Source organism: Chryseobacterium sp. FH1, from assembly GCF_000735135.1.
In the GTDB taxonomy this organism is placed as follows: Bacteria; Bacteroidota; Bacteroidia; order Flavobacteriales; family Weeksellaceae; genus Epilithonimonas.
The window spans coordinates 212,023-226,854 of sequence record NZ_JPLZ01000003.1 but is presented as its reverse complement, the minus strand read 5'-3'; the positions used below and the strand labels follow the sequence as shown (position 1 = coordinate 226,854).

16 protein-coding genes are annotated in these 14,832 nt (G+C 37.3%); 9 read left to right on the top strand and 7 right to left on the bottom strand.

The features are described from left to right. The first annotated feature begins 79 nt into the window (after positions 1 to 79). Positions 80 to 409, top strand: a complete 330-nt coding sequence (locus tag IO90_RS05350) for a DUF6804 family protein (RefSeq protein ID WP_051878323.1) — start codon at positions 80 to 82, stop codon at positions 407 to 409. Positions 410 to 423: 14 nt separating this feature from the next. Here the strand turns inward: IO90_RS05350 and IO90_RS05345 are convergent, their stop codons facing one another. The 5 genes from IO90_RS05345 to dnaG form a co-directional block, all read right to left on the bottom strand. Further along, a complete protein-coding gene (locus IO90_RS05345; RefSeq protein WP_034964716.1) occupies positions 424 to 990 on the bottom strand; it encodes a hypothetical protein in 567 nt (188 codons plus the stop codon). A 57-nt stretch (positions 991 to 1,047) separates the two neighbouring features. Next, positions 1,048 to 2,370, bottom strand: coding sequence for a nucleoside permease (locus IO90_RS05340; protein ID WP_034964713.1), 1,323 nt, complete (start codon positions 2,368 to 2,370; stop codon positions 1,048 to 1,050). Positions 2,371 to 2,397: 27 nt separating this feature from the next. After that, positions 2,398 to 3,003, bottom strand: coding sequence for a bifunctional nuclease family protein (locus IO90_RS05335; protein WP_034964712.1), 606 nt, complete (start codon positions 3,001 to 3,003; stop codon positions 2,398 to 2,400). Positions 3,004 to 3,240: 237 nt separating this feature from the next. Beyond that, positions 3,241 to 3,918: an ATP-dependent Clp endopeptidase proteolytic subunit ClpP gene (gene clpP / locus IO90_RS05330; protein ID WP_034964710.1), complete on the bottom strand. Its 678-nt coding sequence runs from the start codon at positions 3,916 to 3,918 to the stop codon at positions 3,241 to 3,243. Positions 3,919 to 3,993: 75 nt separating this feature from the next. Further along, positions 3,994 to 5,919, bottom strand: coding sequence for a DNA primase (dnaG, locus tag IO90_RS05325; protein ID WP_034964709.1), 1,926 nt, complete (start codon positions 5,917 to 5,919; stop codon positions 3,994 to 3,996). 153 nt (positions 5,920 to 6,072) lie between these two features. Here dnaG and tsaE point away from each other — a divergent pair, with 153 nt between their 5' ends. From tsaE to IO90_RS05285, 8 genes are all read left to right on the top strand, one after another. Further along, entirely contained in the window at positions 6,073 to 6,480 is a 408-nt protein-coding gene (tsaE, locus tag IO90_RS05320; RefSeq protein ID WP_034964707.1) for a tRNA (adenosine(37)-N6)-threonylcarbamoyltransferase complex ATPase subunit type 1 TsaE, read from the top strand. A 57-nt stretch (positions 6,481 to 6,537) separates the two neighbouring features. Further along, the gene (locus IO90_RS05315) at positions 6,538 to 7,734 is read left to right on the top strand and encodes an alanine dehydrogenase (RefSeq protein ID WP_034964706.1); all 1,197 of its coding nucleotides are present in this window, start codon (positions 6,538 to 6,540) and stop codon (positions 7,732 to 7,734) included. A gap of 9 nt (positions 7,735 to 7,743) precedes the next feature. Then, positions 7,744 to 8,115, top strand: coding sequence for a hypothetical protein (locus tag IO90_RS05310; protein ID WP_034964704.1), 372 nt, complete (start codon positions 7,744 to 7,746; stop codon positions 8,113 to 8,115). 58 nt (positions 8,116 to 8,173) lie between these two features. Beyond that, positions 8,174 to 8,947 carry a histidine kinase gene (locus IO90_RS05305; RefSeq protein WP_034964702.1) on the top strand — a complete coding sequence of 258 codons (774 nt, stop codon included), beginning with the start codon at positions 8,174 to 8,176 and terminating at the stop codon, positions 8,945 to 8,947. Beyond that, positions 8,922 to 9,620: a LytR/AlgR family response regulator transcription factor gene (locus IO90_RS05300; RefSeq protein ID WP_034964700.1), complete on the top strand. Its 699-nt coding sequence runs from the start codon at positions 8,922 to 8,924 to the stop codon at positions 9,618 to 9,620. The genes IO90_RS05305 and IO90_RS05300 overlap by 26 nt, the downstream gene beginning before the upstream one ends. Before the next feature lie 97 nt (positions 9,621 to 9,717). After that, on the top strand, positions 9,718 to 10,107 hold the full coding sequence (locus IO90_RS05295) for a hypothetical protein (RefSeq protein ID WP_034964697.1): 390 nt from the start codon (positions 9,718 to 9,720) through the stop codon (positions 10,105 to 10,107). Between the two features lie 114 nt (positions 10,108 to 10,221). Next, positions 10,222 to 12,498 carry a cation:proton antiporter gene (locus IO90_RS05290; protein ID WP_034964772.1) on the top strand — a complete coding sequence of 759 codons (2,277 nt, stop codon included), beginning with the start codon at positions 10,222 to 10,224 and terminating at the stop codon, positions 12,496 to 12,498. A gap of 307 nt (positions 12,499 to 12,805) precedes the next feature. Next, entirely contained in the window at positions 12,806 to 13,651 is an 846-nt protein-coding gene (locus tag IO90_RS05285) for a prephenate dehydrogenase (RefSeq protein WP_034964695.1), read from the top strand. Positions 13,652 to 13,654: 3 nt separating this feature from the next. Here IO90_RS05285 and IO90_RS05280 read toward each other — a convergent pair whose 3' ends face one another. Both IO90_RS05280 and purE read right to left on the bottom strand, forming a co-directional pair. Beyond that, complete coding sequence (locus IO90_RS05280; RefSeq protein WP_034964692.1) at positions 13,655 to 14,254, bottom strand: hypothetical protein; 600 nt, start codon at positions 14,252 to 14,254, stop codon at positions 13,655 to 13,657. A gap of 11 nt (positions 14,255 to 14,265) precedes the next feature. Then, positions 14,266 to 14,769, bottom strand: a complete 504-nt coding sequence (gene purE, locus IO90_RS05275) for a 5-(carboxyamino)imidazole ribonucleotide mutase (protein WP_034964690.1) — start codon at positions 14,767 to 14,769, stop codon at positions 14,266 to 14,268. Between the last annotated feature and the right edge of the window lie 63 nt (positions 14,770 to 14,832).

The following is a 14,832-nucleotide window of genomic DNA, read 5'->3' as shown; positions in this document are numbered from 1 at the left end:
TTAAAATATAGTTAAAAAAAACGCTGTCATAGTTTTGAATAATTGATTATTCACTATTTTTACAACAACCACACCATTTATGATTCAGCTTTTAAAATTAATCTTGGCAGGAATTCTCCTCCTGTGTTTTTTCAAAATGCCCTATTTTTTCTACAGACTAAGCGGTTACCTTCTGTTTGCTGGATTTGGAAGATTGGCCTATGATGCCTTTCAAAGGCGCGATCATCTTGACGTCAAAATCTTTGTATTTCTGACTTTATTGTATAATCCATTCTATTCTTTGCCACTCCCACATACTCTGTGGACGACAACAAATGGTCTGGTGATCGTTGGGCTCATCATTCACCTATTGGTGTCTGACGAAAGCTCACAGAATCCGGATCAATTCACAAAAAAAGATGACCATTAGGTCATCTTTAGCTCTTATAATCCAACTTCTATTCTGAAGCCTGTACTAATTTTGATTTTCATATTTCCGGCAGTGACTTTCGAACCTCTAATTTTGAGAAAGAAAGAGTTCTGCTTCGATTTTAAATGATTGATCAAATCTTCATTAGTAGGTGTGAAATTAATTTTGGTCGCATTTGTATTATTTGTAATACTCCCAATTAAAACGTCCGGTAGATTTGGTGCCCTCATGTAAACTTCAGCATCCTTGATCGCATCCAAAGGGATTGCATTGCCTTCGAGAGCCTCAATACTGAAACTCTCCAATTTTGCTGCTTTCAAATTATTGATAGACAATGATGAATATTGCTCTTTAATTTTCGCATCTACATCAATATTAACTGGGATTTCCGGATAAGGAACCAAATCTGTAGTATTTACAGTAGCAAAAGGAAACTGTGTATCAAAATCCGTTTTAATTGTAAATGGTACAGGAACAGAGATGTCGTCTATTAAATCATCTACCTTGTCGCAACTTGTCACAACATTGCCAGCCATTAAAAATGCTGAAACCAAAAATAGATTGGTGAATACTTTTTTCATAAAATTATACTTTTCTGTAGTACATATAAAAATATGCCACGATTTTAGTGTAGATTACTAGTGAGTGATTTTTTCAACGTCTGCGACAGAATGTTTGTGTCTGAAAAACAATCCGAAAAGAATGGCGATCACTAATGCATAAGCTGCAAAATAAAACCAAATATCCGACCACATTTTCTCACCAATGGATGATGTAAAATAATTTGTGATAAGCCAACCGCTAATAGAACTTCCCAATATGGCTCCAAAACCATTGGTCATCATCATAAAAACACCTTGTGCAGAAGATCGAATTTTGCTATCCGTAGTTGTCTCCACAAACAAAGAACCAGATATATTGAAAAAATCGAAAGCCATTCCGTAAATGATATTTGATAAAATGATCAAGACCAATCCAAATCCTTCAGGAGCTCCAAATGAAAAGAATCCAAATCTTAAAACCCAAGCTATCATACTTATAAGCATCACTTTTTTTATGCCGAACTTGTAGAGAAAAAATGGAATAGCGAGGATGAAAAGCGTTTCCGAAATTTGAGAAATTGAAATTATGATTGTGGAATATTGTACAACTGCAGAATTTTTGAAAGCTTCTACATTTCCAAAATCTTTTAGAAAAGTATCACCATACATATTTGTAAGTTGCAATGCAGCGCCCAAAAACATAGAAAAGACGAAAAACATTGCCATTTTTCTCTCACCAAAAAGTTTGAAAGCATCCAATCCTAATTTCTGAGATAGCGTTGCATCTTTGCTAATCAATCTTGGAGGCGGACATTTTGGAAGGAAGAAAGCGAACACTCCTAGAAGAACGGCTATAATTCCGGCAAAATAAAACTGATTGGCATTCAATGAATTACCGAAAAAATCCGCAATATTGATTCCTATATTTTTTCCAAATTCAGAAAAAGACTGCTCATCACTGAAGATATTGGTGACCCACATTGCTACGATAAATCCAATGGTTCCCCAAACTCGTATCGGTGGAAAAACCTTTACAACATCGTATTTGCTGTCTTTTAATAATTTATATGAGATCGAATTGGACAAAGAAAGCGTTGGCATGTAAAAGCACATTCCAACTAGCAAAATCCAAAAAAATGTGGTGGGATCATTGGTTTTTGCCAACATAAAAAGCGTAATACCATAAAGAATATGAAGACTCCCGTACAACTTTTCTGCGTTGATCCATTTGTCAGCCACAATTCCCATCAAGGCAGGCATAAAAATAGAAGCAATACCTAAGGTAGAAAAAACAGCCCCAAACTCAGCACCACTCCATTGTTTATATGCAAAACCGTAAGTTCCTAAAGTTGTAAGCCAAGCTCCCCACACAAAAAATTGCAGAAAACTAAGTATGGTCAATCGTAATTTTAGACTCATTATATTTAAAAATGATATTAGTACTGGTTAGTCGATTTTTTTGTTTCTTCTTTTAATTTCCTCCTGCAACCTGAGCGCTGTATCAAAATCTTCTTCTTTCACAGCATCTGCTAATAATTGATTCAACTCCTCCGCAGAAACTCCGGACAAATCATTGAAATCTGAAACATCGTCCGAATCCGATTCTTCATCTCCTACTTTCGGTGTTTCATCGAGTTCCAAAAGAATTCCGGCTTCATTGAGAACGTCGGAAGTAGTGAAAATCGGTGCATCAAAACGAACAGCCATTGCAACGGCGTCAGAAGTTCTGGCATCCAATATGAGTTCTTCGTCCGATAAAGGATTCTTAAAATTGATATTTGAAAAGAAAACGCCATCTTTTATTTGGTAGATGATGACAGATTCGATTTTAAAGTTGGTATTTTTCACAAACTGAGTGAACAAATCGTGTGTCAAAGGACGAGGTGGATTGATGTCTTTTTCTAATCCCAAAGAAATGGATTGAGCTTCAAAATTCCCAATAACAACAGGCAGTTTGACTGATGTTTCTTCATGTTCCAGCAACAGCGCATAGGCTCCCGATTGGGTTTGGCTGTAGGAGATTCCTCGTATGATTAATTTTTTATAATCCATTTAGCAAATATAAAATTTTTTGTTAATTTTCTTTGAGAAATTGTTGAATTTTAAATGGTTTACGTTGGTAAATCATTAGATTTTTCACTATTTTGCTTTAACAATTATTAAAGTCTGATTTAAAGCCTTGAATTACAGCAATTCAAATATGTAAATCGCCTTGAACGAGTTGAAATATAAATGCAAAAAAACCTGACTCAAATTGAATCAGGTTTTATAGTTTTAATATTTGATATATTAAGGTTTTCTTTCCAAAACTTCGTCTACCATTCCGTACTCTTTAGCTTCGGTAGAGGTCATCCAGTAATCTCTGTCAGACGCTTTCTCTACCCATTCGTAAGTTTGTCCGGAGTGGTCGGAAATGATGTCATAAAGTTCTTTTTTCAACTTCAACATCTCTCTCAGGTTGATCTCCATATCGGAAGCTACACCTTGTGCGCCACCACTTGGCTGGTGGATCATCACTCTAGAATGTTTCAAGGCGGAACGTTTTCCTTTTTCACCTGCTACCAAAAGCACTGCACCCATTGATGCTGCGATCCCTGTACAAATTGTTGCTACGTTTGGCTTGATGATCTGCATCGTATCATAAATCCCTAATCCTGCGTAAACGCTTCCACCAGGGGAATTGATGTAGATCTGAATATCTTTCGCCGAGTCAGAACTTTCCAAGAAAAGCAACTGTGCCGTCACGATGTTCGCAACCTGATCGTCGATGCCTGTTCCCAGGAAAATGATCCTATCCATCATCAATCGGGAGAAAACGTCCATCTGTGCAACGTTCATCCTACGCTCCTCCATAATGTAAGGCGTGAGGTTGGTCGGGTTAAACATTCCCATATATTGATCTGTAACCAGACCGTTGTTTCCCAAATGTTTTACTGAGAAATCTCTGAATTCTTTTTTAATGTCCATATTATCTGTGGTTGTTTTTAATAATCTTTTAATGAGTTTGCAATTTCTATTCCTTTGCTAAAGTAGGACTTTCTGTCACAAAATACGAAATAATTCTTTGTCTAAATTGTTCTTCAGTTGAGTCAGAAGGATAATTTGTTGGTAGATCGGCGTTCCATCTTCCTCTGTATTAAGAGAATGTTTGAGGTCATTGATGATCTTCACTACATATTCTCTTTTGTGTCTCAAAACGATGTCTGAAACCATTTTTGGAAGCACCTCTTCCTCGGAGCTGAAATAGATATTGTATTGATTCCAATTGCTGGTCTGATAATTATCGATAAGCGCATTTGCCAATTTGCCGGAAACTTCCTCGTCCATAAAATTGAAGAAGAACTTGCCCGAACGCAATTCCTTTTTTTCAATTCCTTCTTTGATCTCGGAAATTATCTTTTGATTGATGTTGAGTTGAATTTCACATTCGTCTTCCTCGAGATGATTGAGAATTTCCTCGATGACCGTGATCTGATATTCGTTGCCTTCGTGGTCTTTTCTGTTGAGGACGAGGTCACCATATTTCAACATCAGATCCACCAACTTTTCCTCGAGCATCAAAAGCGGATTGATGGTTTCTGAAACTTCCTGAACGACTTCTAACTTCTGAGGCGCCTGTTTTTCCTGAAACGATGAAGGCTTTCTCTCCTGCTCGGCAGAATTTTTATGGATTTGAAGTTCATTGAACAAACTTTGCTCGCTGAGACCAAATTTATTTGAAACTTCCTTCAGATAAACCTCACGCTTCAAATCATTTTTCACAAAAGCCACCGACTTGACGATGTCACGAATGGCTTCTGCTTTTTTGATAGGATCATCATTGGCTTCTTTGAGAAGGATCTCAGCCTTAAAATCGATGAAATCTTTCGCTTCTTTGTCGATGAAATTCTCAACATAATCTTGTGGATGTTTTCTTGCGAAAGAATCTGGATCATCGCCGTCTGGAAAAAGCAAAACGCGGATATTCATTCCTTCCGAAAGCAACATATCGATGCTTCGGAAGCTGGCTTTTATTCCTGCATTATCACCATCGAAAAGAATTGTGACGTTTTCGGTGAGGCGTTTTATTAGTTTAATTTGCTCCGTTGTCAAAGACGTTCCGGAACTTGCCACCACGTTTTCAATTCCAGATTGATGAAGCGAAACAACGTCCATATAACCTTCCACCAAAAGACAGAGATTCTTTCTGGAGATAGCTTGCTTGCCTTGATTTAAGCCATAAAGAACGTTTGATTTATGGTAGATCTCGGTTTCTGGCGAATTGAGATATTTTGCCGTTTTGACATTATTCTTGAGAATCCTCGCGCCAAAACCTAGAACTCTTCCTGAGAAACTGTGGATTGGAAAAACCACGCGATCACGGAATCTATCAATTCCAGAAGGTGTGTTTTCGGGAAATATGGAAAGTCCTGATTTTTCTAAGATTTCTTTGGAATAAGCCTTATCGAGCGCAAATTCAGTGAAAGCATTTTTCTTTTCTGGAGAATAGCCGAGTTGGAATTTTTTAATAATATCATCCCTAAGTTCTCTTTCTTTAAAGTAAGAATAGGCAATCATCTGGCCTTCCTCAGATTCCCAAAGCTGAGTTTGGAAAAAATCGTTGGCGATCTCGTGGATCTTGTACAGAATATCTCGCTCGGTCTGTGCCTGGATCTGTTCTTCGGAATATTCTTTTAAATCTTCCTTGATCTCGATCCCGTACTTTTTCGCCGCGTGCCGAAGTGCTTCTGGATAAGTAAAATTCTCGATTTCCATCAAGAAAGAAATCGCAGTTCCCCCTTTCCCAGTAGAGAAATCCTTCCAAATTTGCTTGCTCGGAGAAACGACAAAACTCGGTGATTTTTCCTCGTGAAAAGGACTCAGACCCTTAAAGTTGGAGCCAGCTCTTTTCAGTTGAACGTATTCGCCGATAATCTCCTCAACCCGGATGGTCGAAAAAATTTGGTCTATGGTTTCTTTTGTGATCAATCTTTGCGTAGATGTTTAATATTAGACTTAGAATTTTGTCTATTTAATATTAATAAAAATTTCAATCTGTAAAGTTAATAATATGTTCAATAATTCTGATTAAAAACATCCATCAATAATTTTCCAAAAAGATTATTTTTGCAAAAAAGAAAAATGAAATTCTCTATCACTACTCTTGAAGAATGGAAAGACGTTGTTGCTCAAATCATTCCAGAGATTAAACACCCTATTCTATTATTAAAAGGAAATCTTGGCGCAGGAAAAACGACTTTTTCACAAGTGCTTCTTAAAGAATTGGGAAGCCAGGACGAAGTTTCATCGCCAACCTACTCTATTGTAAATGAGTATGACACGCCGAAAGGAAAAGTTTTTCATTTTGATTTATACCGATTGAAATCCGTAGATGAAGCCTATGACTTCGGGATCGAGGAATATTTGGACAATTGTTTTCTATCAATAATCGAATGGCCGGAGATCTATATGGACGAACTAGAAGCTTACGATTTTCACGAAATGACGATTACAAATACAGAATCCAGTCGTGAAATCGATTTTAAGTAAGCCTTACCGTAAATTGTTTTATCTTTGTTCTTTATTTTTGATTAACGATTCATTTTCATGAGCAGTACATCTACCATATTTACGCCTTTCACAGAAGAGGATTTGATTCCTAAGGAAGAGAAACTCGAAGTTGTAAAAAAAGGAAAAACATTCAGCATTGGAATCCCGAAAGAAACCTGCCTGAACGAAAAAAGAACGTGCATCATCCCAGACGCCGTTCAGATTTTGGTGAATAATGGCCATAAAGTCATCATAGAAAGTGGAACTGGACTTGGCTCACATTACTCAGATTTATTATATTCCGAAGCAGGTGCAGAAATCACCAATGATCCGAAAGTGGCATTTGCCCAAGATCTCGTTCTCAAAATAAATCCACCTACAGAAGAGGAGATTGAGTTTCTAAGACCAATGACCTATCTCATTTCGGCATTGCAAATCAACCTTCGAGACAAGGATTATTTCTTGAAATTGGCTTGCAAAAAAGTCAACGCCATCGCTTTCGAATTCATCATGGATGAGTACAAACAACTTTCCCTTGTGAGATTGATTGGCGAAATCGCTGGAACTGTTTCCATCCTTTACTCATCGGAACTTTTGGCAATGTCAAACGGATTGATGCTTGGCGGAATCACAGGTGTTCGTCCTGCAGAAGTTGTAATTTTAGGCGCCGGAATCGTTGGCGAATTTGCAACCAAGGCGGCAATTGGACTTGGCGCAAGTGTTAAAGTTTTTGACAATTCTCTTTCCAAACTGCGAAGACTCCACACTTTGGTTGACAGTCGTGTTCCGACATCCATCATCGATCCTAAAGAATTGACGAAAGCACTGCGAAGAGCCGACGTTGTAATTGGTGCATTGCCAAGACTCAATTTGTCGCCAATCGTCACAGAAGATATGGTGATGAAGATGAAAAAAGGAAGCGTCATCATTGATATTACCATCGATAACGGAAAAGTAATCGAGACGTCAGAATTGACGACGATCGAAAATCCATTCATCGTAAAACACGGTGTGATCCATTGCGGGTTGCCCAACTTGACTTCAAAAATGCCGAGAACGACGACAAAAGCAGTCAGCAATTTCTTCTTAAGTTATCTTTTAGGTTACGACGAGGAAGGTGGTTTCGAGAATATGCTGATCCACAAAAGCGAGATCAAGCAATCACTTTATATGTACAAAGGACGTCACACGAAGCAGATGATTTGCAACAGATTCGATCTTCCTTACCACGATATTAATTTATTGATTTTCTAAAAAGCGATAATGTTCAAAAAACTTAAATTCTATACCATCGGGCTGATTCCCGGTCTATTAATCGTATTTTTCATCCTCAATCAAAAAGGAACGAGTTGTTCTTATTTTCCCAATGACCGAGTGATTGCAGAAACTTTGACCAAGGATTTTGCATTATCTGAAGATTTCAAAAAAGAAATGGAACTCAATAAAATTTCTGAAAAAAAATTAAAAGACGAAATTATTCCAAACGGAAAAATCGACTTTGACAGAAGCAAAGCCCAGAAAAAACCTTGTCCAGAATATCTATTGTTGTATCCTAAAAATGATCCAAAGTTTGAAATTAATTTTTCAAAATGTAAGGAAAGTGCAGACTTTACCGGATTGAAAAAGATAAAATAATATTAATTCTTATTAATTTTGATCTAATTTCAAAAGCCTAACTTCTAACCTCTAAAATATGAATGGCAAAAATTTATTACTCCCAGATTATCTTTTGTTTGGAGGAATTTTCGCCATATTTCTTCTGACTGTCCTGTGTTTTTTTCTGTATGGAAAATTCAAATCTGCAAAGACAAAAAACCAAATCCTAGAGGACAATTACAAATCGCTGGAGAACAAACTGGACAACGTTCGATTGGAACACATCGAGACCAAACTAAATCCCCACCTTTTCAAAAACATCCTGAACTCGGTTCAGTCGCACGCTTATCAGACTTACATTTCGTTGGACAAACTCGCGAATATTCTGGATTATATCCTGTACGAAAGTAGCAACAAATATGTGAGCCCAAAGGAAGAATTGGAATTCGCAATGAGTTTGATCGACATTAATAAAATCAAGATCAATCCACTTTTTGACCTTAGAATCAAAACTAAAATCGACAAAGAAGACTCTATCTATTCCGAGAAGATCTTCGCACCTTTGATTTCGGTAGATTTAATCGAGAACGCCTTCAAACACACCGATTTTTTGGCTCAGGATTCTTTTATTTCTATTAATTTGATTTTGGAAAATCGCCATTTTGAAATGAAAGTAAGCAACAAGATTTCCGAAAAAACACCGATGGAGAAAGAAAACAGCGGTTTCGGAAGTGGATCTTTTGACCAAAGGCTGAAGATGATCTACAAAAGTCACTACAAACTCATGAAAAGCACAAACAACGATATTTACACCGCTCATCTAAAAATAAATCTGGGAGAATTCTATGATAAAATGCGTTATACTCGATGATGAATTACTGGCGATCAGCTACTTGAAACTGCTTTGTGATGAGCTGAATGTAGAAGTTGTGAAAGCGTTCAACAACCCAAAAGTCTTTCTTCTGGAAATCGACAATATCGATTGCGACCTTTGCATCCTCGACATAGAAATGCCAGGAACGAACGGACTGCAAGTTGCCGAACTTATCAAGAACAAAAAAATCATTTTCACCACCGCTTACAAAGAATACGCGGCCGAGGCATTTGACTTGGATGTTGTGGACTATGTTCGAAAACCAATCAAAAAAGAGCGATTACAACAGGCTTTGGAAAAGGTTGAAAAACTGATCAGCGAGGAACAGAAAAACAGTTTTTTCGAATGGAATACCAATCTTGGAAAAACCGTGATCTTCACCAACGAAATCGTTTACATCAAAACCTCCGAAATAGACAGCCGAGACAAAGACATCAAACTGAAAAACAATTCTGAATTGATTCTTAAAAATCTAAGCTTCAAACATTTGTCAGAATTATTACCGGCGAAACATTTTGTTCAGATCAATAAGAAAGAGATGATCAATGTGCAACATATTAAGATTTTCTCATCATCAGAGATCATTATGGATAGCATTTCATCAGACGGAAATCCATTAAAACTGAATGTAAGCGAGGTTTATAGAAATTCTTTGGTGGATAAATTCTAAATCGCCTTTTTATTACATTTTAAAACCCTTTCGTTACAAGATCTGATTTCGGATGGTCTGCCTAGCTATATTTGTCAAAATTTTAAAAAGATTTTGAATGAAAAAGCAGATCGGTTTTATCTTATTGTTTGTTTCCATTTTCAATTTTGCACAGGAAAACAACTCCAAAGTCAATGTTTCATTTTTTGACGGAATTGCCGTGGCAGGCTATGTGGATGATGGCGGATTCTTTAATTTTACAGGACCAAATGTCAATCTGGTTCATCGCAACACCAAAATAATGTTGGGAATGTTACCTTCGATTAGAATCAAAGAAGACAGATCCGAAACGACCAAAAACAGCATTCTTACGCCCACTTTGGGAATGGGAATCACTGTGGCCTATAGAAAATTAGCATTGCAGATCCCTTTCTATTACAATGCCAAAACTGCAACAGAAAACGGAAAATGGAAGATGGGAATTGGATTGGGCTATCGCTTCAAGTAGGTTTCGTTACATTATTTGCAAACTTCATTACATAATGAAAAAAAACGGCACAAAGATTCATCAAAACTTCTCAAATTTACATCTTCGAATCAGGTAAAATTAAATTAAATGATTATGGCAAAGTATAGGAATATTATATTTTACATTTTTACAATTCTCTTCTTTTCCGTGTTGATGTATTGGTTTTTCATCCAAGGCAAAACGTTGGAAGCTACGGAAAATATTATTGTTCACGAAAGCAAAGGAACGATGTGGGACGATTTTGCGGAGTCTTTTTTAGACAATCTGCATCATCCGTTAGCTCTTCTTTTGGCTCAGATCGTGACGATCATCCTTGTCGCAAAACTTTTCGGTTGGATCTGTGTCAAATTGAAACAACCTTCCGTAATCGGTGAAATGATAGCTGGTATTGTCTTGGGACCATCTTTGGTTGGCCTTTATTTTCCAGAATTTTCTGCGTTTATGTTTCCGAAAGAATCCTTACCCAACTTGCAATTTCTGAGTCAAATCGGATTGATACTTTTTATGTACATCGTCGGGATGGAGCTGGATCTCAGCGTTCTCAGAAAAAAAGCGCACGATGCAGTGGTGATCAGCCACGCGAGTATTATTTTCCCATTTGCCTTGGGTGTTGGACTTTCGTATTTTATCTATCAGGAATTTGCGCCACCAGGAATCCAGTTTAGTTCTTTCGCCCTATTTATAGCGATTGCAATGAGTATCACAGCTTTTCCTGTTTTGGCGAGGATTGTCCAGGAGCGGAATCTTCATAAAACAAAGATCGGAACCATCGTCATCACTTGTGCGGCGGCAGATGACATCACCGCCTGGTGTATTTTGGCGGCGGTAATCGCAGTAGTAAAAGCAGGATCATTTTCCGGGTCTGTTTTTGTGATATTGATGGCGATTCTCTACGTCTTCTTGATGATCAAATTGGTAAAACCATTCTTGACCAGAATTGCCGAGTCCCAAAAAGGGAAAGGCTTCATTAATAAAGCTTTGGTAGCCGTATTTTTCTTGGTATTGATCATCTCATCGTACGCGACTGAAGTGATTGGGATCCACGCACTTTTCGGGGCATTTATGGCTGGAGCGATTATGCCGGAAAATGTCAAATTCCGTAATCTTTTCATCGAGAAAGTTGAGGATGTTGCCTTGGTTTTATTGTTGCCACTTTTCTTCGTATTCACGGGACTTAGAACGCAAATTGGTTTATTGAATGATCCTCATCTTTGGAAAATCGGTGGATTTATTATTTTGACAGCCGTGATTGGAAAATTTGTAGGAAGTGCGCTCACAGCCAAATTTCTGCGGATCAGTTGGAAAGATAGTCTCACGATTGGCGCGTTGATGAACACAAGAGGACTTACAGAATTGATTGTTCTTAATATCGGTTACGACTTAGGTGTTTTAGGTCCAGAATTATTTGCGATGCTTGTGATCATGGCACTTTTCACCACTTTTATGACAGGACCAAGTTTGGATTTGATCAATTATATTTTCAAAGGAAAAAAATCGATGTTGGAAGAAGATCAGACGGAAAACGACGAGAAATACAAACTTCTTATTTCTTTTGAAACGCCAGATTCTGGACAAACCCTGCTGAAATTCGCTGATAATTTGACCAACAAAATGAATGGCAAAAAAAGCATCACAGCAATGAATATTGCACCAGTTGACGAGCTTCACGCCTTTGATATCGAGAATTATGAAAAAGAACTTTTCGAAAATGTGATCGAAACGTCGAATGAATTGAAATTGGAAGTCACTACCCTTTTCAAAGCGTCCACAGATATTGAAAACGATTTGATCAGCATCACCAACAAGGGCAATTATGATCTGCTTTTGATCATGCTTGGAAAATCGATCTACGAAGGAAGCTTGCTTGGAAAACTGCTTGGATTCACGACGAAAATCATCAATCCAGAAAAATTATTGAATACTGTAAAAGGGAAATCTTACATTTTCAACGCGTCTCCTTTCGATGATTTCACGTTGAGTATTATGGATAAAACCAATATTCCTGTGGGAATTATGGTGGACAAAAAATTTGAAAGTGCCGACAAGATCTTCATCCCGATTTTTGATTTGAACGATTTCTATTTGGTAGAATATGCAAAACGACTCATCAACAACAACGATTCTCAAGTCATTATTTTGGATGCGGCCGGGCAAATCCGCAAGAACACAGAAATCCGAGAACTGATCAGAAACATCGAGCACATCGCACCAAATCATATCACGCTTTACAACGAGAAGATGATTGAAAAAGATTTCCTTCAATCCCAAGATTTGATGCTCATCAGCAGTAAAAGCTGGCGAAATCTGATTGATTCAAAAAGTCTTTGGTTGTCCGACATTCCTTCGACTTTGATTATTTCAAATCCTTAGTTTTCTTAAACCACCTAGACACATAGAAGAAACGGATGATTTGATTTGTAAAGATAAAATAGAATCAAACTTCAACAATTTTATCTTAAGTCACACAAGAAACTATGTGTCTATGTGGTAAAATTTCAAAGTTGTAGTTTGAAGTTTTGAAGTTTTCAGAATTAATGTTTATCTTCGTTTTGTGAAAACAATGAACACGACATATTATTACGCAATTTTGACCTTCAAAAAGGATTAGGATTCGTATGTACCCATATCAAAACCTCGTCCTATTGACGGGGTTTTTTGTTTTAAAAAATTAATCATTATGAAAATTAGCATCATCGGAACCGGATTGATCGGTGGATCCATCGCATTGAAATTAAGAGATAAAAAATTCACAGATTTCGTTTATGGAATCGACCAAGATGAAGTTCACCTTAGCAAAGCTTTGGAATTAAATATTATTGATGAAAAGGCCGATCTGGAAAACGGCGTCAAAAATTCCGATCTGATCATCATCGCCATTCCGGTAGATTCGGCGAGAAAAGTTTTGCCAACTGTCTTGGATTTGATTAATGAAAATCAAACCGTGATGGACGTGGGTTCTACGAAATTTGGAATTGTGGAATCTATCAAAGACCATCCGAACAGAAGCCGTTTCGTGGCTTTCCATCCAATGTGGGGAACGGAAAACTCTGGTCCAAAATCTGCGACCAAAGAAAGCTTCGCAGGAAAAGCCGCCGTGATCTGCAACCGAGAAGATTCGGATTCTGACGCTTTGGCAATCGTGGAAAAAGTGATTGAGAATCTGGAAATGCACCCGATCTATATGAATGCCGATTCGCACGACGTTCACACGGCCTACATTTCACATATTTCACACATAACGTCCTACGCTTTGGCCAATACGGTTTTGGAAAAAGAGCGTGAGGAAGACACGATCTTTCAACTGGCGAGTTCTGGTTTTTCAAGTACGGTTCGTTTGGCAAAATCGCATCCGGAAATGTGGGTTCCTATTTTCCGCCAGAACAAAGAAAATGTGTTGGACGTTTTGAATGAGCACATCACGCAACTTAGAAAATTCAAATCTGCGTTGGAAAAGGAGAATTTTGATTACTTGGAGGAGTTGATCACGAATGCGAATAAGATTCGGGGGATTTTGGATAAGTAAACTCTAGAAACCAATTTTATTTTTTTGTGTCGAAAACATTTTATCTAGCTCCGCTCTCTTGGCTTGATAAGAATTGTCATCTAAAACTTTCATTTTCCTTAGCCAAACTAATTTGTTTAATTGATTTTCGTAATCAGCATTAAGGTTTAGATCGCCATAATTTGAAAGTAGATAGATGTTTCTTTGTTCAAATAAATTTGTAATAAATTCATTTACATCATACTCATTACGGCTAGTTTTGTAGATTTTAATAAAAGTGTTATTCGAAATATTTATCTGCCAGTATTTTTCTCTTGTAAGAAGCGCAATTAGTAAAAAAATAGTAGCAATAGAAAACCAGAAAACTTCTGCAAAGTCCTCAACATTGTCACCAGTTAGTCTCCAATAATAGACAAATCCTGAAATTAAATAAAATACAGAAGAAATTATAAATAGAAATATATGATTCTTTTTAATGTCAAATTTGTTCGGTAAGATATTTTCAAATGGAATTTCAAGCTCTTCTCTGTTTCCATAAGACTTCCAGATGACATTTAATTTTAAATCATCGAAGGTTAACTTTTGTTTTCTTATAAAATTTCTTTGCTGAATTTCGGTCTTCATTAAAAGTAATTCTAACTATCAAACTGATTCGGATGCAATTTCTTAATCTCATCTACGGTTCCAAGCACTTTATCTTTCAATGAGTTTTGGTAAATCTCCAATTTTTGAGAAACGTCGGAATCAGAAGTCCCTATAATCTTCGCGGCGAGAATTCCGGCATTTGTGGCACCATTCAGAGCAACTGTCGCAACGGGAATTCCGGATGGCATTTGCAAAATCGATAAAACCGAATCCCAACCATCGATGGAATTGCTGGACAAAATTGGAACGCCAATCACCGGCAGAGTTGTACAACTCGCGACCATTCCCGGAAGATGCGCCGCACCTCCAGCACCTGCGATGATAACTTTCAGGCCTCTTTCTTTCGCAGTTTTGGCATAATCAAACATTCTCTCGGGCGTTCTGTGCGCAGAAACGACTGTTAATTCGTAAGGGATTTGCAGAGATTTTAGAAAATCTGCAGCTTGTTGCATAATTGGCAAATCGCTTTGACTTCCCATTATAATTCCGACCATTGTTCAAATTTTATTAGATGTCCAAAGATAAAGATTTATGCGTAAAATCGGAGTTTTTAGAAT